We start from the raw sequence: 25,059 nt of genomic DNA, 5'->3' as shown, positions 1-25,059 counted from the left end.
TTAATATTATCAACAGCTGTTCCGGAAGCATCCTGGCTATCAATACCGATTAATAATTGAAAACCACAAAAATCAATAATGATTTATATTATTTAAACTTTAATGTTATTTAAAACAATTATAATAATGAGATATTTTTTAGCATGTAAAATTCATCTCATTGATAAATATGGATATTTTACAAACAAACTTATATATAAAAAAGAATGCACCAGTGCATATAATACTGATGTCTTTACCTGCCTAAAAATTATAGTAGCGTATTAAGCCCGAAATAAAATATTCTACAGGAAATTGAATATAATATTCTTCGCTGACCGTTCTTATAACCGCAGCTAAGCCAGTATCACTGAATAGCAAGGGTCGTCATGTACTTTTAAACGACACTAAAATCTGGCACCACCTTCTGGTGACGTAACAGTAAAGCTAAAGCGCAGTTCATGTAGGGTATAGAGGTAATGTCATGCCATTTGGTCTGTTAAAGAAGCGTCAACTCAGGTACCGAATGGTTCGCACCATACTTGTGAGCCTGCTTTGCATCCTGTTGGGACTCATCAGCACCTTCTGGCAGGCGGCAGCAAATCTCAAACGAACCACTAATATCCGGATGACAAATGCCCGGCAACTGGTGGAAGGAACGCTGGACAGTGCCAGGCATGCTGCTTACGCCGTAAAAGACAATCTTGGTCGGCCCTGCCTTGAGTCTGTCGCGATGAAGCTCAGGACGCAGGTAGCGTACTCGCAGAATGTGCGCAGCGTAAACCTGGTACAGGGGAATAAAATCTATTGTTCATCTCTGTACGGTAGCAATGAAGAAGATATTAACTTTGATAGTTATACCAACGGGATGCTCTACCTGATGAGCGACATGCTGGTCAGGAAAGGACAGCCACTGATTATCTACCGAATGGTTGTCGGTAATAACAGTATTGTGGTCCGACTCTATGGCGAGAGGATCCTTTCCGAACTGAGTGTTATGAGCATCAATTTACCCCTGGGCCTGGTTGTTGGACAACAGCAATGGCAGACTCCAGAGATTCCTTCGTTCTCCCCCGGTACGTCTGGTTATCTGGAACAAGCCTCGACCAAATATCCATTCCGGATAGTTACGGTGATTTCCGCTGCCGATTATGCCCATTACTTCTGGATCTTCTCACGATTCTCTCTTGTTTCCTGGGCCTTGCTGGCCGCTATTCTTGGTTTCAGCGCATTTCGCTGGACAGGGCGACAGATAACTGCAGAACATGAATTACATGAGGCTCTGGAATTGCAGGAATTTATTCCTTACTTCCAGCCAGTGGTATCCGCAGAGCATACTCACTGGGTCGGTTGCGAGGTTCTAATGCGCTGGTCACATCCAACGCTCGGTATCATCCCTCCAGACAATTTCATTCCTCTGGCAGAAAGCTGTAACCTTATTATGCCGATGACTCAGGCGTTGATGGTTCAGGTACGTCAACAGTTTTTACCATTAATACATTTACTGCCGAAGGATTTTCATTTCGCTTTCAATATCAGCGCCAGTCACTTAAGAAATTTCAATCTGGTGGAAGACTGCCGGGTATTCATCCAGGCATTCAGGGCTAATCCTGTTAAGCTGGTTCTGGAGTTAACTGAGCGGGAATTACTTGTTACAGATGGTGTGACAGAAAGGTTGGTGGCAGAACTGCACAAACTGGGTGTGCTTATCGCTATCGATGATTTCGGCACCGGCAATTCCAGCCTTAAATACCTGCAAAACTTCGAGGTCGATATTCTTAAAATCGACAAAAGCTTTGTCAGCAATATAGGTATTGATTCGCATTCTGTTCATATCATCGACAATATTATTGACCTCGCCCGCCGATTACACCTGCAAACGGTGGCGGAAGGAGTAGAAAATGAAATTCAGGCAGCTTATTTGAAAGCACACAACGTTACTTTTCTGCAAGGATATTTATACGGTAAGCCCATCCCCATGGAGGATTTCACCAGACAATTTTATTCCTGATGTTGAATAGTAACATCAAAACGTAGTCATCATACCGTGCAGAGACACTCGCCAGTATATAAACATCTCGATGATAGAGGTAAAAACATATGGAATGTTCAAAAAATAATTTATTTACCAAAGAAGTATCTAACCAACTGATTATATTTATTAATGAAAGACGGAAAGACAAGTTACAGATTGACGATCTGGCTGCTATTTCTGGCTTTTCAAAATTTTATCTGCAATCTTTTTTTAAAGCTCATACCGGGATACCACTTGGCCGTTTCATCAAGGATACCTACCTTAATCATGCAGCTCATGAACTCATCAACTCCCAGAGCACTATTCTGACTATTGCTTTAAATGCCGGATATGGTTCTCAGCAGTCATTTTGCCGGGCGTTTCGTAAAAAATACAAAATAACGCCCAATGAGTTAAGGAAATCAGGTGCGACACATAAGATTTTATAATATGAAGAGTAAATATATCACTGATTATTTACAGCGTATGACGCTGGTGTCTTTAATAATTTCAAGGCAATACATAAAAAAAGACCGCACGGGTGGCGGTCAAAATGACACTTCAAAAATATGATTTTATTTCTTAGACACATTCATGCTTGTTTCATAAATACCATCAATGTGATTTTTCTCCTCACTTGAGATACCTTATAAAACAATTTCAATATAAAACCAAAAAATTCACCATGCAATTTATTTATAAAAATTAAGTTCCATTTAATGGAATCATTCCATAAATCTAAACGATTAATACTAGCGAGACTAAGTGAATAAGGTATCCTACATTCATTAATGTATGTACAAGGCATTTTTAAACAACCAAAAGTCACTAAAACAGCCACTAAAACAACACAAAATAAAAACGACGCATCAGGTTCATTGCCTTAAGAAGCACAAGCACGCTGTCCTCAGCGTACTATTCCCTGGAGACGCCACGAAGGGGGAATACGTCAATAACCAGAGAGGCGAGCTTAGTTTTACCCAACCGACGAAGGGAGGTGGAATAGTATGTTCCTTAATTACTTTGCACTTGGAGTGCTAATCCTGGTATTCCTGGTAATTTTTTACGGTGTCATCATCATCCATGATATTCCTTACGAGATCGCCAAAAAGCGAAATCACCCGCATGCCGATGCCATACATGTCGCTGGATGGGTAAGCCTGTTCACTTTACATGTCCTGTGGCCATTCCTGTGGATATGGGCCACGTTGTATCGCCCCGATCGTGGATGGGGAATGCAGAACGCACAGCAACCACAGTATGAAAATTTGCAATTACGTATTGCTGAACTTGAACGGCAATTCAAAAAACAACAACACGCTGACTCAGATAACACTCAAGGTAATTAATTGTGGATTTATTAATTATTCTGACTTACGTAGCCCTGGCATGGCTGGTCTTTAAAATATTCAAAATACCGGTCAATAAATGGAGTATCCCAACAGCCGCTCTGGGCGGGATCTTTCTGGTTGGGGCACTGATTTTGTTAATGAACTATAACCACCCATATACCTTTAAGGCACAAAAAGCGGTGGTCTCCATTCCTGTTACGCCACAAGTGACAGGTATTGTTCGTACCATCACGAATAAGTCAAACCAGCTAATTAAAAAAGGTGAAGTCCTTTTTGAACTGGATCCAACGCGTTATCAGGCTCGTGTTGCGCGACTTGAGGCCGATCTTGTCACCGCGATCCATAGTGCCGACTCGCTGCAATCACAACTGGATGAAGCCATCGCCAATACGTTAACAGCAACTGCACAACGTGACCGGTTATACAAAGATTACCAACGATATTTACAGGGCAGTAAAGCAAAGGTGAATCCGTTCTCAGAAAGTGATATTGATCATGCCCGGCAAAACTACCTCGCTCAGGATGCAGCAGTAAAATCATCGGTTGCCGAACAAGCACAAATCAAAAGCCAGCTTGATAGCATCCTCAACGGCGAACAATCACAAGTTGCCAGCCTGCGCGCTCAACTGGCAGAAGCAAAATACGATTTGGAGCAAACCGTTGTCCGTGCGCCCAGCGACGGCTACGCCACTCAGGTATTGATCCGTCCCGGTACTTTTGCGGCAGCGCTGCCGCTGCGCCCGGTTATGGTATTTATTCCCAAACAAAAGCGACAGATTGTGGCGCAATTCCGTCAGAATTCATTGTTGCGCCTGAAAGCTGGTGATGAAGCAGAAATCGTTTTTAATTCGTTGCCCGGCCAGGTCTTTACAGGAAAACTGGCTGGAGTCCTTCCCGTGATCCCTGGCGGTTCTTATCAGGCCCAGGGGACGCTTCAATCCTTGACTGCTACCCCAGGGAGCGAGGGGGTTCTCGCTCTTATCGATCTGAATCCAGATGAGAATATTGATGCATTACCAGATGGCATATATGCGCAAGTTGCGGTCTATTCGGATCATTTTTCTCATGTGGCCATTATGCGTAAAGTTTTACTACGCATGACCAGTTGGATGCACTACCTCTATCTGGACCATTAAGCCGTTCATTGTGCCTTGTTGATATCGGGTAATTATATCAGGACGTAGATCATCTACACTGAAAGCAAGGCACTATCCTCACAGAACAGCCATGATGAAACAATTAAAAATCAGAGATTTAAAAATACTCCTGGACCTTGTTGAAACGAAAAGTTTCAGTCTGTCTGCTAAAAATGTCGGCCTGACCCAGGCCAGCATCAGTAAAAGTATTGCGGCAGTAGAAGAAACGTTAGGAATCAAAATAATTGATCGAGAGAGTCGTCCGGTCAGGCTGACTGCATTCGGGGAAACTCTTCTGCCTAACATTAGAAAGTACATTATTGAAAATGATGAACTCTTTGAACTAGTCGACCATTATAAGAAAGCGCCATCTGGTGAAGTTAATATTTTTTCTCCTTCCGGTATGCAGGCTTATCTTGCAGAGAATATTCTGCCGCCATTGTTTCAACGATTCCCCGATTTGAACGTGACAATAACAACATCCAATCACTATAACGCGGACTACTTTAAGGGCGTGAGCTTTAATAACTCCTGTGACATGCTCATATCCTATTCCCCACCACATAATCAGAATCTGATTGCCCGAAAAGTAAAGCGGATACGGATGGATGTTTTTGCTACCCCAGCGTTTTTTGAACATCACCCTTTCACGACGCCAGAAGAGTTATCTCGCCATCCTTTCATTTTATTAAGTTCGATGGCCAATAACAGCTATGAAAATGCGCTGGAGTTCACCCATGAAAAAACGGCTGAAGTGAAATCAGTCAACGTCACGGGGAAACTAAAATTTGACAATATCTATACAGCCATCAACTGCTGCAGAAATGGAATGGGATATATGGTGACATCCCATCTACTTCTCAAAGACACAAGCGGAATAATGTCTGTACTTCCTCCAGAATGGGGAGTTTTTATTGATTGCTACGTTATTTACAGAAACCGGAAAAATCTTCCGCTACGAGTACAACTATCGTTGGATTATATAATTGAACTAATGACAAAAGAAAAATGAGATGCCTGTAGATTTACTCTGAGTGATAATTAAGACAATGCTCATTTAAAAATCGTAACTTTTCGAGGATCATTGCTCATAGCCACAGAAAATTTCAAAAATGTTTCTCCGATCATTTTATCCAGTTCTACCGCATATTTCGTCGGGCTCAGGCAACGACCTTCTCTCTCAAACAATGGAACGGGAAAGTAAGAACAAAAGCGTTTGAGCATGATGCTAACTGTTGGCGCAGAACAGTTTAATACCACACTAGCATTAAAAATTGTCTTATAACTCATCACCGCAGAAAAGTAGAGTGCTGAATTTAAATCAATGTTCTTTATACATTCAAAATCATGTTTTTCAAGCATACTTATACTCTCAACGCTATCAATATTCACTTGATCAGTGTCTCATATAACAATACAAAAAATAAGTATTTTAAATTATTAATCAAATAATCACTAACACTATAAGTGTTAGTGATTAGAGCCATATAGTTCTGGAAAAGGTTAAGTGACCAGGTGACTTATTTCAGATAAATCAGTGATTTTAAACAATAACTCCAACTCATCAGATTAATTAAACTATTTGATAGACTACAATAGTTTTCATATTGCTATCTTTATTTAGAAAAAGGCCGAATCCAAGAACAGTTCACAAAGATTACCAAAACCACAAAAAAGATAAACAATTAAAAGATACAAAACAGTGAATACTATTATTCCAAAATTAGCATGGCTCTGGGCTTGCTAGCATGCAGGCTCTTTTTCAACGAACCGAAGAACGACTCAGACACCACGTACTATTTTTGAGAATATGGTTTTCAGAACGGAATAGTCGCTTTTAGATATAGCTGGGAGCCGACTGGCCGATTGCGAACATTCGTTTCCTTCTGCCATTTCAATATAGGTAACCAGTTCTTATCGTTGGCGTCACGGACAGAAGGACCAACTGAAAATGCCCGCACCTTTGCCTGCGCTGCATTAGGCCCGTCATCATCCGTTGTTTGAATGAAGTTATAGCCACCAAGACCAATCACCCAACCATTGTCAAAAGCCCATTCCAGGGCATAATCGGCATGAAACGCCTGACCTGAACGCGTACGGGTCTTACCATTGCGGAAATTAAAGTCGTACATCATTTTGATATCAGCATTGACGCCTTTTTGAGGGATATAGCTGATCGCCCATACCGGTTGTACCACCCAGTAATTTCGCCCCAGGCTGGAAAGATCAAACTGGTTATAGTCGCCTGTTGGCACATACATATCAAAGCTCAAAACATAGTGAAGATCCCGGGTGGGATGAAAGCCCAATGCAGTACCCAGCGTGATATCCCCTAACCCCATTGATTCTATTTATCTGTAGGAAATTTGAAGCAATGATTGTGTGTAATAGTAAAATCAGGACAGGTTTCATAAAAACCTGTCCGTCACGAACTCAAATTACACCAGTTTTGGTAAAATATTCAGTACGTTACCAAACCAGCAAAAGATAACGACAATGCCAAAGATAATCACTACGGCTGGAATAATGCGCCCACCCCATACTGTAAACATCTGATTGGGAAATTTTTTACGTGACTTCAATGCGAGTACCGCAGGAATAATAACAGCCCATATCGTTGCACATAACCCTGCGCCACCTATCCCATAGATAAAACCGTTAGGAAATAGCAGATAAAGCAGTGTTGGTGGCAGGAAGGTAAGAAGGATTGTTTTAAAACGACCAGTATGTGAGTTGTCAAATTTGAATAAATCAGCAAGAAAATCGAATAATCCCAGCGTCACACCAAAGAAAGAACTCGCCACTGCTAAATTAGAGAAAACGAGTAAGCAGAACTCAATCATGCCACTCTGATTTGTCCCAAGAAATGATCCTACCAGAGCATCAACATTTCCACCGGAAGCAATGATACCTTTGAAACTCTCGCGCGGAATATTCCCCATTGTGCAATACAGCCAAAACAAATAGATAACCAACGCCAGAAAAGACCCCAATACAACACTTTTTATTAATTTATCTTTTCTCTTCCCATAACAAATGATAAGACTGGGAATATTACCATGAAAACCAAAGGATGCCAGACATACTGGAACCGCCATAAATATATAGAGGAAGTAGGAATGACTAGTTTCATTTACGCCACTGATACCACTTAAAATTGAGTAATCGACCTGAAAGAAAAGTGAACCAAAAACAATAACGAAGGCAATGATTTTTATACCGAGAAAAAGCGAAGTAATCCGACTCGCAGCTAGCGAACTAAACCATAACACCCCGGCCACGAACAGAGCGGTACAAACACCTATAATTCTGGGGTTAACATGTTCTCCTGAATGCATAGATATCGTTTCACTAATAATAGCTCCGTTTGCTGAAATATATGCATACGTTAATATGTATAAAACAAAGGCAACCGTAGCGCCACTAATGATATTCCATTTGTTACCAATTAGATCTTTAGTAATAGTATTAAAACTGGAACCCACTGGATAGTTTAAGTTTGCTTCCAGTAGTAACAATCCTGAGTGTAACATTGAAAACCAGGAGATTATTAATATAAACGCGCCCCAAAAAAACCAGGCACCTGCAAGATCAACGGGTAAAGCAAACATCCCTCCACCAATTACGGTTCCGGCAATAACCATAACTCCCCAAAAGGATGAATGCTTTGAACTGGAATTTTCTTCCATGCGAGCCTCTTATCTTGAGTTATATATCTTCATTGTCATGTCATTTTTATAGAGCGAGATAGAACATGAATGGCCATTAAATATGGCCATTCATATTCGGTTGCTAATTATCAGATTTCTTTCAGTCGGGCAGTAAAGTGACGCAGAACTTTAGGTTCATAGGTGAATGTTAATCCTTTAATATTATTGGCATTTTCTTTCACATGACCAAACGCCTCAATAATAAAGTCCATATGTGATTGCGTATATGTAGCGCGTGGAATGGTTAAACGGAGCAATTCTGCCGGACAAGGTAATTGAATCCCTGTTTTAGGATCTCTTCCCAATAAGAACGATCCAATTTCAACAGCCCGAATCCCAGCAACTTTGTAAAGCTCACACGCCAGGGCCTGTGCAGGAAACTGTTCGGCAGGGATATGAGGTAACAACTTTCCTGCATCCACGAAAGCGGCATGTCCGCCTGCCTGCTGACAGATGACACCAATGGCTTCAAGGCCATCAACCAGGTACTGGATCTGTGCGATGCGATATGCCAGCCAGTCCTGATTCATACCATCATAAAGACCAACGGCCAGACGCTCCATTGCCCCGCCTTCCAGACCACCATAGGTTGGAAAACCCTCCTGGACCACGCAAAGTGTTCTGCATTCGGTGTAGACATCAAAATAACTGTCATCTTTAATGCATAACAATCCGCCCATTGGCACCATTGCATCTTTCTTCGCCGACATAGCTAACATATCAGCATATTTATATGTTTCGCGGGTTATGTCTTCAATGCTCCAGTCTTTATAAGCGGCTTCTCTTTGTTGGATAAAATATGCGTTTTCAGCGAATCGCGCTGAGTCCATTACTACCGGAATGTCGTACTTTTTCGCTAACTGGTACGTTGCTTTCAAATTTGCCAAAGATACCGGCTGACCGCCTGCGGAGTTGCATGTAATAGTGGCAACAATATAGGGGACATTATTTGGACCTACTTCCTGGATTCCTTTCTCCAGTTTATCAAGGTCAAAGTCTCCTTTAAAATCACAACGAACTGAAGTATCAAATGCTTCTTTGATATAAACATTACGAACGGTACAGCCATTTATTTGACTATGCCCTTGGGTGGTATCGAAGAAATAATTTGAAAAAACAACCATTTTGCTTCTGTCGAGTCCTTTTTCCTGCTCACGTTTACGAATTAATACAGGAATATAAATCTGCTCGGCCCCCCTTCCCTGGTGCGTTGGAATAGTATAATGATATCCAAAAATATTCTTCACTGCCTCAGCAAGTGCATAGTAACTTCGACTTCCGCTGTATGCCTCGTCTCCCCGTAGCATTGCGGCTTGCATATTTTGGGTAACTGCGCCTGTACCACTATCTGTCAGCAAATCGATAAATACATCTTCACTGTCAAGCAGGAACGGGTTCATCCCTGATTTGAGAATGGCATTTTCACGATGATCCCGTATTGTACGTTTTACGGGTTCAATAACACGAATACGGAATGGCTCTGGCAAATGTTTGAAGTTATTCATGGAATAGTCCTATATTAGATAAAAGACATGTCAGCCTGCAGCAACTCATTAAACATGAATTACCGATATAATTTATTTAAAACCCGCAAAATTAGTCCATGGAGATATTATTAGCACACCAAGCATTCCCTTATCGCAGGCCTTTTTCAGGCATACAGACAGAGAAACGTGATTGTGCAGACAATAATTTATGGATTATTCAGGGCATGCAAAACAGACAGATTTTTTAATCTGCTTCTGTCCTTCATTGCATTTATAAAGAGGAAGGGAACTTATGGGCGATGATTGACAATGATGGTATCAATGTTGAACCATTTGGAAGTCGTGTATGTATTAATTAAGCTAATCATTATATGTCAACCCTTATTAAACATGCTGACATCATTATAGTGTGGAGAAAATTTGTCTATTAGCAGATAAACTTAATGTGATAAAAGTCACTATAAATTTATTATACACAATAAGGAATTAATTAACAGATACAGGTTTACAGCTGATTGACATTACCTCAGTAAGACCTGGTCAACATACAGGAATTTGTACATTCGACCCGAAAATTGTCCAGGTTTTAGTTTTGCGTTAACGAGCATTTCACCCAACGGATGCTATTGCAACACTTGTACTGTTATTGCTGAGTTAAGCAACGGGTGAAAGCCACAGTCACCGACCAGTTAGCAGGAAGAAAAATAGAGCTCAACTGACGAACAGAATGCAATAACTGCTTATTTATCAAGGGTAAATTGAGTTCGGTAGATTTCAGGAGAAATGAATTTGGAGCGGGCGAAGGGATTAGAACAAACAACCTATTAAATTGAATTAAAACATTTTTTTAAGTTATAAGTGAATTTATACCCCCACACATACCCCCAAAGCAAGGATGCTTGAAATACAACCTCTTACCCCGTATTGATAAATCAGCAGATAGCGTGATGATAGCAAAATGCTTTCATACTCAAAGGTAGAAATGCAATTGCTCTAGACTAGCTACGGTTAATGATACCAAGATAGCGGCGAGCCTTCATGATATCAACAATCGTAAGGTAAGGCGCTTGCTCCTGCCAGCTAAACCCCCTGCGGTCGATACGGGCCAATTCGCACTTCTCCACCAGAAAATTAACAGCATCGACAAGCGTGATGCCAGCTTCGATATGACCTTTAATAACAGCTTCATCGCTGAACGGCGTATCGTTTAACGTCAGGCCATAGTGTTGCTCAAGTAGTCGAGCAATCAGAATTTGCCAGACAACCACGGGCGATGGGCATGACTGAAGAGCCCGCTGGTTTATTGCAGGTAAAGTATTCATGAGTTGTTCTCGTAAAAGTGAGTTCTAAAGTCAATTAGCGTTGAGTGGGGTAAATGGCGATATAGACGTGGCCACAGGAACCCAGCGTATCAGCTTCGCAGGTCAGCCCCTTTGCATTAAGCGTGACGCAATGCGGGTGTCGGGGATTCAGTTCGCCGCTGGTAAGCATGAACTCTGCCTGCTTCAACAGGACCGGGAATGCCTGGTCAAGATGGAGTAAATCAGCTTCATTGAACTGACCTGTTATGCTGGCACGGTCAGCCAGATAATGCAGGCGGTTACCTTCCTGGACCAGACGTGCACCAAAACAAGGGATGACGTTACGACTCAAGCCCCACCAGGGCTCAGCAGTATCGTCATTCACTGTCAGTGTCTTATTCGACATCTTAAGCTCCTTTTATAAGGTTAATTCAGAGTGACGCTGCGCAGACAAACATAAGGTCCGTTCCGATCCTGGCGTCGCTCGGCAAAGACAGCCAGAACACCATTGATATCCTGAACTTCACGACCGTAGTAATGGCAGACGCTCCCAGACCAGCGATATTTTCCGGTACAGAAGCGAAACAATCGGGATTCAGGATGCAGACGATAAATTGCCATCGCCTGACGCTTACTGATGATTTTCATTAGCTCTTCCTCTTCTTATAACCATCCATGCTCAGCAAACGACAACACTTCACCATCACCAATGATGAAATGATCCAGTAGCCGGACATCGACCAGACCCAGCGCCTCTGTAATCCTGGACGTAATGGCTCTGTCAGCTTTACTGGCATCGGTAATGCCAGATGGGTGGTTATGAGAGATGATCACCGCAGCGGCATTATGACGCAGTGCAGATTTCACAATTTCACGAGGATGGATTTGGGTATGGTTAATCGTGCCGAGGAAGAGCGTTTCATGCTCCAACAGACGATGTTGATTATCGAGATAGATAACAACAAAGACTTCGCGCTCCTGCTTTGCCAAATAGAGCTGTAACCAATTCCTCGCGAAGCTAGCGGCAAGGAACGACTCACCGGGCTGCCGCTGATATTTCTCCAGTAATCTCAGGGCACGACGGATGGTACGTTGCTCATTCATCGGGAAGACCGAAGGCAAATTCAGTTCGGACATGGTAGCTCCTTAAAAGAAAAAACCCCGTAACAACCAGCTACAGGGCTATAAACAAACACGGAGATATCGCTCATGAGGCAAGTTGCAGCATATTTTCAGCCATTACCCACAGCGCACGATTCAGTTTCACATCACCATCGATACCTTTAATTGCACGGGTATGTGTGCGTCCTCCTTTTGCATTGCGACCGTTCAAACCACCTTTGATTAGGTTCTCCTGAATACGCTGATAAGTTGTCCACAGATCCCCGGACTCATCCTGCCAGCGACGAGGGGCTAGCAGCTGTGATTCCGTCACAGGCTGATGCTCCTCGCCAAAGCGATATGTCAGTGCAGCTTTTGCCAGTGCCTCTTGTGCTGGTGGCGGAAGCATAAGTGATTGCATGGCATCCCGCTTTTCTTCCACACGGTCAAAAATCCCCAGAACCTCGTAAGCCCCCTCGATAACCCTCTCCACCACGTTGCCTTTATGCGGTACCCGCACTTCGCCAAACGATTCACCGCAGACCAGACCATTGCTACAGACAGCCCGAAACAATCCCGGCAACATCTGATAAGAACTGGAACCATCATGGCTGTTTAGCAGGATAATTTCCGGCACCTGTTTGCCGGTGATTTGTCCCTCCCGGCGCAGGCGGAGCATGTGTTTTGTATGCTCACGTTTGCTTTCATCGCGAACGCGGGTCTGACAGGCAAAGAATGGGCGAAATCCCTCACGCTGGAGGTTATCCAGCAGAGTAATCGTGGGAATATAGGTGTAACGTTCGCTTCTGGACTCGTGCTTGTCTTCACTAAAGACGCTAGGTACGAATTGCATCAGTTCTTCATGGGTTAACGGGCGATCACGACGGACCTGATTTATGCGGCCAAAGCGGCTGGCTAGTTTCATGGGCAATTCCTTCTAAGCGGTATAAAAACAAAAAGCCATGCGTCCCGAAGGAGGCATGGCCCAAATAAAAGTGGTTGGTTGACTATGTGAAGACGTTAGAGAGAGCTAGCGACCAGCATAGATAATTTCAGCGCCAGCCACACCACCATCGACATTAACCAAAACATGAATACGCTGATAAGCCCCGTTAGCAGGGTCCATCACCGTGTATTCAAGTACATGGAGTTTATTACCGGGTATAACCGGGTCACTGATATCTTTTAACTGTTTCGGTGTCTCCCAGCGGGCATCCGCTGCTGCACCGCTACCCAGCATGGCATCATAGATCTTCTCAGCAATTTCCAGCGCTGACAGCTGATCCTGCTGGTTAAGCGCAGCATGCACTGTTGGTGATATAAAGAGCATCATTGCCAGCGCCATACCTGTAACCATTTTATATTTCATTTATATTCCCCTGTATCCCTACTGTGTTGCCGTCAGGCTGCGTTTATGCCATTGACCATCAGGCCCCTGCTCATAGCCCATCCGTTTCATATCCCGCTTTAATGTCTCCTGCGGATCATTTTCTGCAACCTGTTGTTCGATAATGGAAGCACATGCTTTAGAAAAATCCGCCGTATTTACTGAAAAAGCACCGCCAAAGGTGTTCACAGAAACCGAGTCAGATTTACTGAATGATTTAATGATCGACCGGATGTCTTTGGTCGCCATCGTCGTTTGCACTGTGTAGAACTGCGTCTGGGCATTACACATCACGCTGGAGGGATACACTGTGTCGTTAACACCAAAATTACTGCCGGTCAGTCCAAAAGCACCGCGCCCATTACATTGAGGCTTCATTTCAATCAAACCGACGGTCGAGGGTTTAACCCGGACAATCACACGCCCGTCATCACTGTTCGTCTGACAGAACGTACCGTTTACCGTCCAGGTAGCAGAGGCATTGAAAGCTGCAAGACTGAGTACGCCTGCAAGCAGTATTCTCTTTTTTGAAAAGCATTTACTCATTCGTGTTTCTCCTTAACGTAAGTATTGAACGGAAAGCAGATATGCTTTCCTGGCAGATTTACTGCCGAAAGGTATTGATGACATCGTTAATAAACGGGAAATGCGGTAGTGCGGTGATAAAGCCCTCACCGGAAATCAGGCTGCTGATATCATCCCTTTGAATGAACTTTTCTGAAGCCACTGTGACTGCACCGATAGTAGTCAGCGCAAACACACGGATTTCACTGAACTGGCATGCAACCAGATACCACTCTTCTCCGTAGTAAATGAGTCGATAAGGCTCCAGCGAGAGATACCGATGTCCATCAGCAAGCACTGAGATTTGCTGGCTTTGACAAATTGCCTGAACAAGACGGATGAAAAACTCTGGAAACGTGACATGAGGTTTCAAGGGGGCGTGCCAGATAAGGCAAGGGGACACCCTGCTCTCATCAATCAGCATATTCACCAACTGCTTATCCTGGATGGGGAGTATCCGGGCGATACCTGACGCCCGGATAAATGAAAGCGCACCGGGAGAACGATCGCGCAGCCTGCTCTCACTTAGCCGGTAAATACCATCATCATTGCGTATATCAAGATGTATCAGGCGCTGATGCAGATCCCTGCGAAGAGTGCGCTCAGAGACACCAAACTCCTCTGACAAAGATTTCAGTACCAGCGCCTCACCACTCAACAACCGACTGATAATGACTGAAAGTCTGACTGCCATCCGATCATGACGCGAGTCTGATGTTGGCGATTCCATACAGTCTCCGCTGGTGATAAATAGATTGATATTTCATGAGGTTATTATGCCGGAGGGGTTGGACAGGTTATGTCCAGAAGAAACCGGTGAAGTGAAATAATCTTCCAGGCTTAATTTATTGTTTATAAATGAGTAAGCCTGTTATAGACCAAATGTTCCCCCTGTCGATGACACACCCTGTCCAGGTGAACGCATTCAACCAAAGATCTTGCCCCAAAGCCGCTCAGCGAGACGGACTAATTTCCGACGAAGCCGCCTGAGTAAAACAGCCCAGCCAGAAGAATACGCATCGGGGTTAAATACCGTATCGAATGCAGTCCCGGCAACATCACCAAAAGCCTGACGGACAGCGGCTTCAGCCTCTTCTGTCTTATGTTCTGACTTTAACTGACGATAAACAGCACTACTGGCCTGTCCCGGCAAGGCATGCACCATCAGCTCAACAAGTGCTGGCAGGTTGTAGCCGGTGTGCGATGAAACAGCCATTATCGGAAATGAAGAAGGGAATTGTCCTGCCGTCTGCGAGCTAAGTATCGCCAGTGATAGCACCTGCTCTGGTGAAGGCAATGGCATGCTGGTGGCAGGTGACGGAGGGACACGATCGGCTTGCGTCAAAACAAACAGAAAACGAGATGGCTCAGCGCCATATTCAATCAATGCACGATATGTATCGATATCTGTAGTTCTGGCACGATCGTCGGCACGCAGCACCCAGATAATCAAATCAAGTTCGTTCAGTAAGCTTCGATAGAGGGACTGGTATTCTTCATCATATTCAGGTGTTTCACCTACACCAGGTAAATCAACCAGTGTCATACCACATTCACCCACTTTCAGTATAAGGCGCTGCGGTTCACGAGTGCAGGCGGTTAAGTCATGAGTCAGGCAAACAGGCTGCTGAAACAGCGCATTGCAGAGAGAGCTCTTGCCTGAGCCGGTCTTACCCATAATGCCTATCACGGGCTGGTAGTGAATAGATTTACTAAGGTGAGAGAGGATTCGTTTTGTTGCTTGCGGCGGAAGCTGGCTAAGGCAGGCATACAGGGTATCGTGAGTATCCTGCCAGGACTCGTAATTTTCAGACATCATGTACTCCAGTGAAAATACCCGCCGGGAAACGATTCCCCAGCGATTCACATGAGTAATATAGATGCAAAATTTTCTGGAATATTAATAAGGTGGCTTACAATGATTGTTAATCAGAGTCTCTATGACTTCAGTGATAGTACTGTTTGTTTTCACACAATAGCTTTCCAGCTTCTTCTTCGTCGCACTGTCTACATAACAGTTAATGGGTTTTTTGTCCTTACGAGAGCGTCTGAGACTATACTGACTCCATGAACGGCTCATTTTATTGACAAATAATTCGCGAGCGTCGTCTCCACCCTCCCATAATTCAAACGCGGCTTGAACGGCCAGAACATACTCACCCAAGTCAGATTCATCAGGGCGATAATTACTTGTGAAACTCCCGCCAGTAACGCTTGTCGAAGAATTATCCTCATTTCTTTTTATTGAATATTTCCTTTGATAATCAGAAATATAATTCCATGCCCATTTACATGCGCCTTCATCTTTTGCAACTAACCATGCTGGGGATAACCTGATCCGTCTCTCATTAATAAACTCATTTTTTAGCCTGCCCAGTAGTTCCCCTTTTGTGTACACGTGATCTGAATGAACGATAATCAGACTGTCCAGATAGTCAATGACCCACTTAAGACGCTCAGACTGGCTGGTACATGCCATATCTAATAATTTGTGTTCTTCCTCCTCAGTTAGACTGTTGAGGATACTACCCTCATCTCCCCATCGAAGTTTTGGATCACGGAAAAATATCGCATGTTTTTGCACCTTGAGCCGCCACCATAGATAAAGGGTCGCAACAGGATTTCTGCTAAGCCATGCTATGTCAGCGTCGGTAAGAATATTTTCTTTCACAGCAACCTCCAACTCCTGGAGTTTGTCCTCCAACCTTATGCCCTGAGTCCCTGCAGCAGGTAACGAACTCAGAATCTGATTAATCTGCCGATTCAGAGTTTCGAGGTTGTTTCCGGTTTTACCTGGAAGAGAAAATTTTTCAATTTTACTCAACCAGCTCAATGCAAACTGACACTCTCTTTCGCTCTCAAAACTAACCAGTCTCCGCACTGCAGAATCCATATCCCCCTTCCTTTGTGTTTAAAATTTCACCAGTTCGAGTTCGTTATTGAATAGCCAGTATGATTAATAAATGAAAATTTAAACATAAAATATCGTCTTAAACGTGATGATAAACACATTAAATATTGCATTAAAAAGGTTGATTTAAAGAGTATTTATTGACAGAAAACTGAATGAATGTTGAAGCTAAACAACAAAACAGCATCAATGCAACCATATGAAATAATGAAACATTAAATCAAATAAATGCTTGATAAGCACTAAATAACCAAATTATAAAATCCAACAAACTACATCCCCACAAACTTGCAGACGATTAGAGTTCTATTCAACGTTATTGTTTACGAATTGGGTCCAATCCTCTGGGGACTGTGCTTCATGTAACTGTGCAGTGCTCATACCAAAATTAACAATTCAGGGTCACTTCCGGCTAGATGGTAGTGGATGTGTAAATGCATTACGGCTTCGCAGGGGGAGTTGAGAGCGGCAATCCTGTTTCATTCTCTATGGGTAGGCATGGCCTCAGAACAGAATCTACTTGTTAGCGAATATCTATCACCTTTCTTACGTGGAGCTCTAACCATGCAATATGTAACGACTATAAGTAATGCCGTCAGTAGCAACGGCGAACTGGTAAATACCCGAACGCCAGGCCTGCAGGATGGTGAGTTTTTTCTATGCGCTGCCTGTAGCAGCACCCTAAAGCTCATCACCAACCACAATGGGATCAAGCAATTTGTGCATACCCTTCATGATAACGTAGCCATTATTAAGGCTATCAACTGCCCCTTAAGGCCCCGAGAGCACAAACGACAGATGAAGCAAGCCACTGTGGCTGGAATATGGTTCTGCGTTTTATGCAACCGTCGCTATAAGGGCGACAAACAATGCCCTTTCTGTGAAGACTGGACTTGTTCTCGGTTGATTGAACAGTTACCAGAACATACAAGCAAAAGCGGGTATGAATCTTTCTCCGATACCAGTAAGGAACCTGTCTGGAGTCTTTTTTAACATCGTTCCCTATCCTGTGAAGGAGATGACCGTTCCTCTATACAGAGCAACAGAACTCAACTCCTGACTAATCAACATAACAGGAGAAATGACATGCTAGATAACAAATCTGTACTCCCGGATCTGATGAGTGACATGCTTGTGGACATGGTTTTCCTTACTACTTTGCTTAAAGTGTCAGACAAATGGATTTATCAGCTAGTCAAAAATAAACGCTTCCCTGCTCCCATTAAACTGGGCAGATGCTCCCGATGGCGTAAGAGCGAAGTTGAGGCATGGTTACAAGAGAAAATTGATGCCTCAGGAAGAGGATAATTCCAGAATCATTTTCCGCCACAGATAACGTGAAAGTGGCTTCATTTCGCCCATTGTAGCAAGTAGGTTTAAAGGATTTGATGTCGGTATAGATTTATTAGTATTCAATAAGTTAATTCAATCACTACATTCATATCTCATTCAATCAGTAGTAACTCACACTACTAATCCCCTGATCGTATACGCCTGCTACATTAACCATGGCGGGTACTCTTACGTCTGGCATCGGGGGATTCACTTTACCTGGAGAAGGATTAAAACATGTCTTCCCGATACACATATAACTCTCACTACGAAGAACGTATTCAACAGACCATTGAATCAGCATTACTCAGACACCCCAGATTATCCTGTATTTTCACCATGCTGCATTTTCCCGTCCGAGGAGATTCACGACAGGATTCCGCAGTGATATCCCGATTTTTTGAGGCGCTGAAATATCAAATCAGGTCCTGGATGGTGGGAAAGTCTGCTCTAGGGAAACGAGTCCACCCTACTACGCTCCAATATGTCTGGGTACGCGAATTCGGAGGTATCACGGGTAACAAACACTACCATGTCCTTTTGCTGCTCAATAAAGATACGTTCTACACTTTGGGGGAATACTCCGCTCCACAGGAAGGAGATCTGTCACTAGCGAACCTCATCCAAAGAGCATGGTGTAGTGCCCTAAACCTTCCATGGTATCCACAAAATGCTTCCCTTGTTGCCTTTCCCCCTCGGCTGCCCTGTATGCATATCGACAAGCACACAAACGAACAGGATCAGCATCAGATATTTCAACGAGCTCGCTACATGGCCAAAGAGTCAACTAAGTACTCCGGTGATGGCGAACGCTCCTTCGGATGCAGCCGTCCAGACCCTGTAATGATTACCCCTGACGCCTAACTACACGCTCTTATAAAGTAAAAACTAACCTGATGTTTATGGAGAATTAAATGCAACAATTTCTTAGTCTCAACTCAAAGTATCAGCCATCCTACCCTCCGTATCTGGACAAAATGAGCTCAGTCATCAGACAGGCATTGAAATCTCATTCACGATTGCTGGTGGTCAGAATGGAGTTGTGGTCTGACATTGATACTCTGGTTAACCGACGCCGAGAACTGTCCCGCTGTTTCATCGAATCATTGGGAACATCATTATCGGAAAAGGCATGGGGTGCGAATACACCACCGATAAAACCAGACTTTCTGTGGACAAGCGATGAACTCAGGCCTTTTTATCATGCGGTCGTCTTTCTGGACCAAGACCTAGTCTGGAATAGCCTTCCTATGCATGCAAGGATTCCTGTACTGGACTCCTTACTTCGCGGGGCATGGAGTAAAACGCTTGGATTATCAGACATACCAATAACCGCCCCTGTTTATGAAAGAACACATGACGGAATCTTTCTTCTGGACGAGTCCGATACGTTCATTCAGGAGGAGATCAACAGGCTGACTTGGCATTTGAGTGACATGGTCCGTGACCGGCGTGGCGTAGCGTCCCCTGAAGCGCGAGCGCTGGAAAGTAGCGCCTGGTAGGCCCATTCAGAAAATCAGCAGTATCCTGTGAACGCGAAGCACAAGTTCTCCCCGAACTTTCTCTGCGCTAAAGCGTTATCACTTTAACACCTTGTAATATCAGGCTGATATGCATCAACGGGACTCTCCCGTGTCGGCCTCTGTCCGCCATTATTGCTCTTTTCAGGACAACATCATGGATTTCACCACTGCACAACGAACTCTTCAGGCTGCTATTGACCAGTATCCCAGACTTATTGCACTGAACTTCAGTCTTAGTTCAGATGCCAATGAATTAGAAGCATCCCATTCAAGGTTTCAGGCCGTATTCAGACCACTATTGGAAGCATTCATAAACGAAAGAATTGATGCCGGAAAGACTGCGCCTCCTACACAGCTGCGCTATATATGGCTTACGACCCAATCAACACTTCACGGCGTATTGCTATTGAACCAAAACAGCATCTGGCAAACCGGCAAAGATGGTGAACTCTCAGACACGATTAGCTCAATAGTTTATCTTCTTTCCCAAGTGTGGAAGCTCATAACAGTAAATCAATCTGTGAAGTGGCCAGTATCCTCTTACCTACAGCTGGATCGTACCGACACAGAATCCTTTCAACACAGCTATCGCTTGCTCCAACAACTCATCTCACAAGTGATTAATTAAATAAATCCAGCATTTATGTACTGTGAACCGACCACAAACACCTTCCGGTAAGGCGGGAAAACGTAAACAGGATCGCGCGATAACCATTAACAAACCAACTCTTTAAAATCAATAAAATAGTGTATTTTATATGTCAGCATGATCTGATGAGGAACGTTTTCGGAAGGCAGGTGAATTGACCTGAAGTGAGTAAAAGATGAGTAGTGCAGCAAAAAAGTCTCTAGTGATTAAAGCGACTTAATCTCAGCTTGCGGTAAGAAAACATGAATAGAGTATTCAGAACGGAATCGAGATAAGCAGCTTGTTTAATTGTGATTCCATTGGCAAGTAGAACAACGGGGGCTGAACTGCTGGCCAGTTGTTCCCATATCCAGCGATTGAACGGATAATGAAGTTCAATCGCTGGAATAAAGTTCGCTCGTGATAGCGGAGATTGTTATGGAGGTGTTATTTCAGTAAAGGGTAGTCCGTAAATCCGTGAGCATCCCCCCCCCCAAAAAAATGTCGCTTTATCGGCTTCATTCATCTCGGCTTTCACAGTAACACGATGTACAAAATCCGGATTTGCCAGAACCATAGCGCCATACGACTCCATATCGGCAAGTCCTGTTTCAACATCAGTGCCTATATCGTTGCGAGAACGCCCTGGACGATTAAGAATGAGAGTCTGGTCCCACAGCATTCGTAACTCTTTCAGCAACTCTTCGTTACCCCAGTGCATGACATCAATGAACGCCAGGCCAAGTTTGTTCAATTCAGTGGCGAGAAAACGATACAATGCTGTCGATTCTGCACCTTCATCTAGGTCTCCCAGCGATGCGCCTGGGGAGACTCTGAACCCCGTTCTTGCCGCGCCAATCTCTTCAGCGACAGCTTTTGCCACTTCGAGAGCAAAACGCGTCCGGTTCTCAATCGATCCCCCGTATTAGTCATCACGGGTGTTGGCATTAGGCGCAAAAAATTGCTGGATGAGGTAACCATTAGCGCCGTGAATCTCAACCCCATCAGCACCGGCTTCAATCGCGCAGCGTGCAGCATGACGGAACTCCTGTACTGTCCGCTGAATGTCATCCGTTGTCATTTCCCGTGGCACAGGGACATCCTTCATTCCTGATGCAGTATGAAGTTTTATCTCGGGCGCAATGGCTGACGGCGCGATAGCCTGAAGATGGCCGATGTCGTTATCGATTTGGTTATCAGTCAGGCAGGCCATGACATGATGCTTGCCCAGCTAAGTGAAGGGGTTATCGATCTCTCGATGGGAATTTTTCCGGACGAACAAATAGGGGTTAAAAAATCAGAGTTGTTCCCTGAGCAATTTATTTGTCTGGCGGACCGACAATTTCGGCCTGAAGACAGAGAGTTGACCCTAGAAGAGTGGCTCGATCGACCGCATGTGATGCTCGGACAATTACCGGATGCGATGGACGAAGCTGAAAAAATGCTAATGAGGAAGGGGCTTAAACGGCATATTTGCCTGTCATTACCGCACTGGAGCGCAGCTGTTAGCCTTCTTCCTGGAACGGTTCTCATTTTAACGGTTGCCAGTCGCGCCATCAGTCCGGAGCTGTATCATGAATCATTATGTAGATTCACCCCGCCAATTCCCCTAGCAGATTTTGCCTATGAGATGGCATGTACGGAAATATAATGACCCCGTACTCCAGTGGTTGCGCGGGGGCCATAATAGATGGTTGTGAAACATTCAGAGAGAAAGACACTTTTGCCAGAGCCTCTCTGTAAACCACGAAGCCGCCTGTCTAGCGCAGTGTGGTTTCTTACGCCGGGGTGTAGCGTCCACCTTTCCATATCACGACAGTCATGACGTCTTACTCTCCACGGATATCATCGATTGCAGAATCCTGAAACATTACAGATGCTAAAACTGCTTGCGCTCTTCACCCTAACCTTATCATTCACATCTTATTCAGCCTGATCGCATTTTCAATTTCAGCGACCATACCTTTAAGAGCATCCTCACCTGCGAATTTGATATTTTCTAGCCTTGACTCAATTCCGGCAATACCAAATACAGCCTGAAGAGCGTCCAAGTCGAGGCGCTGGTAGGTACCTAGATTGCTACTACTGACCGGGGAGCGCAAGTTCAGCAGTATCTGCAGAAATGCCCTGTCGCTCAGATGCTCTCCCACGATCCACGTGCAGATTTCTTCCTTACTGACCATATCCTTACAGGCATATAGGAAGCTTGTCAAAAAAGGAATTTCAGCCATGGCTTGTTGGATGCTCTTATCAGCGAATCGGATTTTCATTATCAGACGAAGATTAGACACTTCTTCGCGGCTAACCGGTTCACCGTCCCCTTGTTGAGCCAGAAAGCGTAAATAGGTGGTAGCCCAGGAAAAACTTCTGGCATCGAAAAAAAGTCGGCTAAGGTAAGATGTCGCCAGCACAGGTTGCTTTTGCTGCAGTTGTTTGATGAGTTGTGAAACCAGGGCATTGATATCCAATTCTTCCGGCCGGAAAAATAAATTCCGTTCACGATAGATGGGAAAGATTGCATCACTGCAGTGGAAGAAAAACCGCAGAAGATTTTTTTGAGCGCGATAGCCCGCACTCAGCGTCATGGCTGGCGTCAGCCTGGCCAGTATATGTTCAAACCAAGTTCTGGAGGACACACCGTTAGCTGTCACGCTGTTAAGTAGCCGTTTCTCGAGAGCTGCGTAGTCGAAACTTGCGAGAGAAAGTATTTCCCGAATTTCCGCATCAGACATAACGTTCTGCGGAGCTGAAAAGGAAAAATAGTATCGCCAGTACACCGGGCTGGACAACCGGCGCAGTGAGTCAGACTGCTCCTGGCTGTTTTCCGGTGCAGGAACAAAAAGTCTGAGTGTTTTCTCATCGATACCGTCAATGCCTGGTAGCCAGTCATGCAATTCCCAGACGGAGCGCGCCGGGATAGCACCAAACTGGTTGATAGCCTGTATCAGTTTTTCCGTCAGGAGCAATCGTTCTCCGTCACTGACATGCCCATCATGCATAACCACAATCGACCAGTCCGTCAGGTAATGCTCGACCCAACTGGCAAGTGCCGGATTGACGGTGACAAGAAGCTGAATGAGGCACAAATCCGGGAAATATACGTAATCCCGCAGGCCGGGATATCGAAAACGGACGGCATTCAGAACCTGGTTTACTTCGCGGGGGCTGGACAAGGCTTCGCCGTAGATACCTGTATACTGAGCTAGCACGCGGATAAGTTTATCATCCGGCTCACTTCCATTGATTTCCCGCCATAGAGCCAGTGCCCCCTGACGGAATTCGCGGCGTAGATCAAAACTTTCAGGTCTTGGCAGGCTGAATGACAGCGGGATAACTTTCTGAAGATAGAGTGCGCCTTCCTGTACTCCGAGGCCTCTCTCCACGGCGTGGGCCAAGACATCCCGGTCGTAGCACATGACGTAGCGAAAGCGTGAGAAATCTGCGACAGACCGCACCATTCGTAGTATTTCCACCGCTTGGTCCGGCTCAAGTCTGTCCAGATCGTCAATGATCACAATGAAGCTGACACCGAGCGCTGAAATTTTACTCTCAATAATTTCACGTAGTTCTGACGTCGTCTTCTCCCGCCGCTGCAGGTCGATGCTTGCAATGGCATCCATACCATCAGCAATAAGCCCCACTCCCGGCATAAAGTTACCGGCAAAACGTGTTAATGGTGATAGTCTGCGGGATGTCTGTTGCGCGTAAGTGAGAATGTTTTCTGCCAGTGGTGAGAGACGCGTTGGGCAAACTTTTGCGGTGTTGTCCCATTTATCGAGTCTGGCAGCAATTGTCATCAATAAAGACGATACGGGACTTTCATCAGGTGAATTCAGCCATGGTGAAAAAGGAATAAGCTGTGTTGTTTTTGGTACACGGGCTCTTAGCTGAGTCGACAGGAGGTGCATCAGACTGGATTTTCCTGATCCCCACCGGCCCTCAATTCCTATCACCGTACTGATATTCTCGTCCAAGGCACAGATGCTACGGGCCAGTCCGTCAGCAATTGCCGTGAATCCGTAACGGTCATCTTCTGTTTTCAATACCGGGCCTTCAAATCCAGCCCGGGAAAGTTCATTACTTACAGTCACTTATAATTCTCCACACAGGCCGTTCAGGGCGTCGGCCAGTACGCCGTCATTGGAGCGCGTAACCAGCGCGCGAACCAGCGTCTCAAAGTCGTCTACCGGCAGGAAGATGCACAGGCCATCGAGGCCAAAAAAGCCGTCTTTTGAGGAGTTCCCAGGCGGGGAGAACATCACGTGCTCACCGTGGTGACCGTGCGCCAGTGCGTCCGGGTGTCTCACGTACAGAGTGAACAGGCCCAGCAGCTCCGAGAAATGGGACCAGCCATCCGTGATGACACATTGCGCAAAATGATACCTTAACTTAAATGCAAGCCAGATCCAGAGCGTTCGGGTGAATCGCCACGGCTAATCTATACACTTTCTAGCCGTTGATAATACTGTTTTCATATAAGCCGAGGATAGCTCTTACACTAGGCCATCAACTTCCGCTTCTGGCACGAAGCGGACAAGTTACCTGAGCTGAAGGTCCGCTGTGAGCGAGAAGCTGAAACTTTTATATGACTTTTAGGAAACTTGATTCAACCAGTACTAATTCCGACATTTATT

At 44.6% G+C, this 25,059-nt stretch carries 27 protein-coding genes and 2 pseudogenes; 11 read left to right on the top strand and 18 right to left on the bottom strand.

Translation table 11 applies throughout. The annotated features are described in order from the left end of the window. Positions 1 to 505: 505 nt before the first annotated feature. From LG384_RS21795 to LG384_RS21775, 5 genes are all read left to right on the top strand, one after another. A complete protein-coding gene (locus tag LG384_RS21795; protein ID WP_225761517.1) occupies positions 506 to 1,990 on the top strand; it encodes a cyclic diguanylate phosphodiesterase in 1,485 nt (494 codons plus the stop codon). Between the two features lie 89 nt (positions 1,991 to 2,079). Further along, positions 2,080 to 2,442, top strand: coding sequence for a helix-turn-helix transcriptional regulator (locus LG384_RS21790; protein ID WP_045447111.1), 363 nt, complete (start codon positions 2,080 to 2,082; stop codon positions 2,440 to 2,442). Between the two features lie 558 nt (positions 2,443 to 3,000). Further along, positions 3,001 to 3,342 (top strand): DUF3302 domain-containing protein, encoded by a 342-nt coding sequence (locus LG384_RS21785; RefSeq protein ID WP_045447114.1) that lies wholly within the window; start codon positions 3,001 to 3,003, stop codon positions 3,340 to 3,342. A 2-nt stretch (positions 3,343 to 3,344) separates the two neighbouring features. Next, complete coding sequence (locus LG384_RS21780) at positions 3,345 to 4,481, top strand: HlyD family secretion protein (RefSeq protein WP_045447118.1); 1,137 nt, start codon at positions 3,345 to 3,347, stop codon at positions 4,479 to 4,481. Positions 4,482 to 4,572: 91 nt separating this feature from the next. Next, positions 4,573 to 5,493 (top strand): LysR family transcriptional regulator, encoded by a 921-nt coding sequence (locus LG384_RS21775; protein WP_200009936.1) that lies wholly within the window; start codon positions 4,573 to 4,575, stop codon positions 5,491 to 5,493. A 41-nt stretch (positions 5,494 to 5,534) separates the two neighbouring features. Here LG384_RS21775 and LG384_RS21770 read toward each other — a convergent pair whose 3' ends face one another. From LG384_RS21770 to LG384_RS21700, 15 genes are all read right to left on the bottom strand, one after another. Next, entirely contained in the window at positions 5,535 to 5,843 is a 309-nt protein-coding gene (locus tag LG384_RS21770) for a LysR family transcriptional regulator (RefSeq protein WP_045447124.1), read from the bottom strand. A gap of 455 nt (positions 5,844 to 6,298) precedes the next feature. Then, positions 6,299 to 6,823 (bottom strand): transporter, encoded by a 525-nt coding sequence (locus tag LG384_RS21765; protein ID WP_225761516.1) that lies wholly within the window; start codon positions 6,821 to 6,823, stop codon positions 6,299 to 6,301. 96 nt (positions 6,824 to 6,919) lie between these two features. Next, positions 6,920 to 8,170, bottom strand: a complete 1,251-nt coding sequence (gene tnaB / locus LG384_RS21760; protein ID WP_048220614.1) for a low affinity tryptophan permease TnaB — start codon at positions 8,168 to 8,170, stop codon at positions 6,920 to 6,922. Between the two features lie 110 nt (positions 8,171 to 8,280). After that, positions 8,281 to 9,696 (bottom strand): tryptophanase, encoded by a 1,416-nt coding sequence (gene tnaA / locus LG384_RS21755; RefSeq protein ID WP_225761515.1) that lies wholly within the window; start codon positions 9,694 to 9,696, stop codon positions 8,281 to 8,283. Between the two features lie 272 nt (positions 9,697 to 9,968). After that, positions 9,969 to 10,046: a tryptophanase leader peptide gene (gene tnaC / locus LG384_RS23425; RefSeq protein WP_197086135.1), complete on the bottom strand. Its 78-nt coding sequence runs from the start codon at positions 10,044 to 10,046 to the stop codon at positions 9,969 to 9,971. Positions 10,047 to 10,676: 630 nt separating this feature from the next. Next, positions 10,677 to 11,000, bottom strand: coding sequence for a TA system toxin CbtA family protein (locus tag LG384_RS21745; RefSeq protein WP_225761514.1), 324 nt, complete (start codon positions 10,998 to 11,000; stop codon positions 10,677 to 10,679). Between the two features lie 34 nt (positions 11,001 to 11,034). Then, positions 11,035 to 11,385, bottom strand: a complete 351-nt coding sequence (locus tag LG384_RS21740; protein ID WP_225761513.1) for a type IV toxin-antitoxin system YeeU family antitoxin — start codon at positions 11,383 to 11,385, stop codon at positions 11,035 to 11,037. 20 nt (positions 11,386 to 11,405) lie between these two features. Next, positions 11,406 to 11,627 (bottom strand): DUF987 domain-containing protein, encoded by a 222-nt coding sequence (locus LG384_RS21735; RefSeq protein WP_225761512.1) that lies wholly within the window; start codon positions 11,625 to 11,627, stop codon positions 11,406 to 11,408. A gap of 15 nt (positions 11,628 to 11,642) precedes the next feature. Beyond that, positions 11,643 to 12,116: a DNA repair protein RadC gene (radC, locus tag LG384_RS21730; RefSeq protein WP_225761511.1), complete on the bottom strand. Its 474-nt coding sequence runs from the start codon at positions 12,114 to 12,116 to the stop codon at positions 11,643 to 11,645. A gap of 70 nt (positions 12,117 to 12,186) precedes the next feature. Continuing rightward, positions 12,187 to 13,005 carry a DUF932 domain-containing protein gene (locus tag LG384_RS21725; protein WP_225761510.1) on the bottom strand — a complete coding sequence of 273 codons (819 nt, stop codon included), beginning with the start codon at positions 13,003 to 13,005 and terminating at the stop codon, positions 12,187 to 12,189. 105 nt (positions 13,006 to 13,110) lie between these two features. Continuing rightward, on the bottom strand, positions 13,111 to 13,449 hold the full coding sequence (locus LG384_RS21720; protein WP_225761509.1) for a hypothetical protein: 339 nt from the start codon (positions 13,447 to 13,449) through the stop codon (positions 13,111 to 13,113). A gap of 18 nt (positions 13,450 to 13,467) precedes the next feature. Beyond that, the gene (locus tag LG384_RS21715; protein WP_225761508.1) at positions 13,468 to 14,013 is read right to left on the bottom strand and encodes a hypothetical protein; all 546 of its coding nucleotides are present in this window, start codon (positions 14,011 to 14,013) and stop codon (positions 13,468 to 13,470) included. Between the two features lie 58 nt (positions 14,014 to 14,071). Then, positions 14,072 to 14,761 (bottom strand): YafY family protein, encoded by a 690-nt coding sequence (locus LG384_RS21710; RefSeq protein ID WP_225761507.1) that lies wholly within the window; start codon positions 14,759 to 14,761, stop codon positions 14,072 to 14,074. Between the two features lie 195 nt (positions 14,762 to 14,956). Continuing rightward, entirely contained in the window at positions 14,957 to 15,847 is an 891-nt protein-coding gene (locus LG384_RS21705) for a GTPase family protein (protein WP_225761610.1), read from the bottom strand. Between the two features lie 84 nt (positions 15,848 to 15,931). After that, complete coding sequence (locus LG384_RS21700) at positions 15,932 to 16,924, bottom strand: hypothetical protein (protein ID WP_225761506.1); 993 nt, start codon at positions 16,922 to 16,924, stop codon at positions 15,932 to 15,934. 444 nt (positions 16,925 to 17,368) lie between these two features. Between LG384_RS21700 and LG384_RS23420 the strand changes: the two genes are divergently transcribed. From LG384_RS23420 to LG384_RS21675, 5 genes are all read left to right on the top strand, one after another. Then, positions 17,369 to 17,935, top strand: coding sequence for a putative zinc ribbon protein (locus LG384_RS23420; RefSeq protein WP_370637219.1), 567 nt, complete (start codon positions 17,369 to 17,371; stop codon positions 17,933 to 17,935). A gap of 93 nt (positions 17,936 to 18,028) precedes the next feature. Then, complete coding sequence (locus LG384_RS21690; RefSeq protein WP_225761504.1) at positions 18,029 to 18,250, top strand: AlpA family transcriptional regulator; 222 nt, start codon at positions 18,029 to 18,031, stop codon at positions 18,248 to 18,250. 261 nt (positions 18,251 to 18,511) lie between these two features. After that, positions 18,512 to 19,138 carry an inovirus Gp2 family protein gene (locus tag LG384_RS23415; protein WP_225761503.1) on the top strand — a complete coding sequence of 209 codons (627 nt, stop codon included), beginning with the start codon at positions 18,512 to 18,514 and terminating at the stop codon, positions 19,136 to 19,138. Positions 19,139 to 19,188: 50 nt separating this feature from the next. Next, positions 19,189 to 19,776, top strand: a complete 588-nt coding sequence (locus LG384_RS21680) for an inovirus-type Gp2 protein (protein WP_225761502.1) — start codon at positions 19,189 to 19,191, stop codon at positions 19,774 to 19,776. A 175-nt stretch (positions 19,777 to 19,951) separates the two neighbouring features. Next, positions 19,952 to 20,425, top strand: a complete 474-nt coding sequence (locus tag LG384_RS21675; RefSeq protein ID WP_225761501.1) for an inovirus-type Gp2 protein — start codon at positions 19,952 to 19,954, stop codon at positions 20,423 to 20,425. Between the two features lie 436 nt (positions 20,426 to 20,861). On the opposite strand, the pseudogene LG384_RS21670 reads toward LG384_RS21675, so the two are convergent. Further along, positions 20,862 to 21,533: pseudogene (locus LG384_RS21670) on the bottom strand (hypothetical protein). Positions 21,534 to 21,641: 108 nt separating this feature from the next. Between LG384_RS21670 and LG384_RS21665 the strand changes: the two are divergent. Then, entirely contained in the window at positions 21,642 to 22,076 is a 435-nt protein-coding gene (locus tag LG384_RS21665) for a LysR substrate-binding domain-containing protein (RefSeq protein ID WP_255642573.1), read from the top strand. A gap of 265 nt (positions 22,077 to 22,341) precedes the next feature. On the opposite strand, the gene LG384_RS21660 is transcribed toward LG384_RS21665, so the two are convergent. Beyond that, the gene (locus LG384_RS21660) at positions 22,342 to 24,516 is read right to left on the bottom strand and encodes a P-loop NTPase fold protein (protein ID WP_225761499.1); all 2,175 of its coding nucleotides are present in this window, start codon (positions 24,514 to 24,516) and stop codon (positions 22,342 to 22,344) included. After that, a pseudogene (locus LG384_RS21655) lies at positions 24,517 to 24,789 on the bottom strand (hypothetical protein); the annotation flags it as partial. Between the last annotated feature and the right edge of the window lie 270 nt (positions 24,790 to 25,059).

It is taken from the genome of Citrobacter sp. Marseille-Q3906 (assembly GCF_916618775.1).
GTDB classification, from domain to species: domain Bacteria; phylum Pseudomonadota; class Gammaproteobacteria; order Enterobacterales; family Enterobacteriaceae; genus Citrobacter; species Citrobacter murliniae.
Note: the sequence above shows the minus strand (reverse complement) of the source record. Positions and strands in the feature narration are given on the sequence as shown.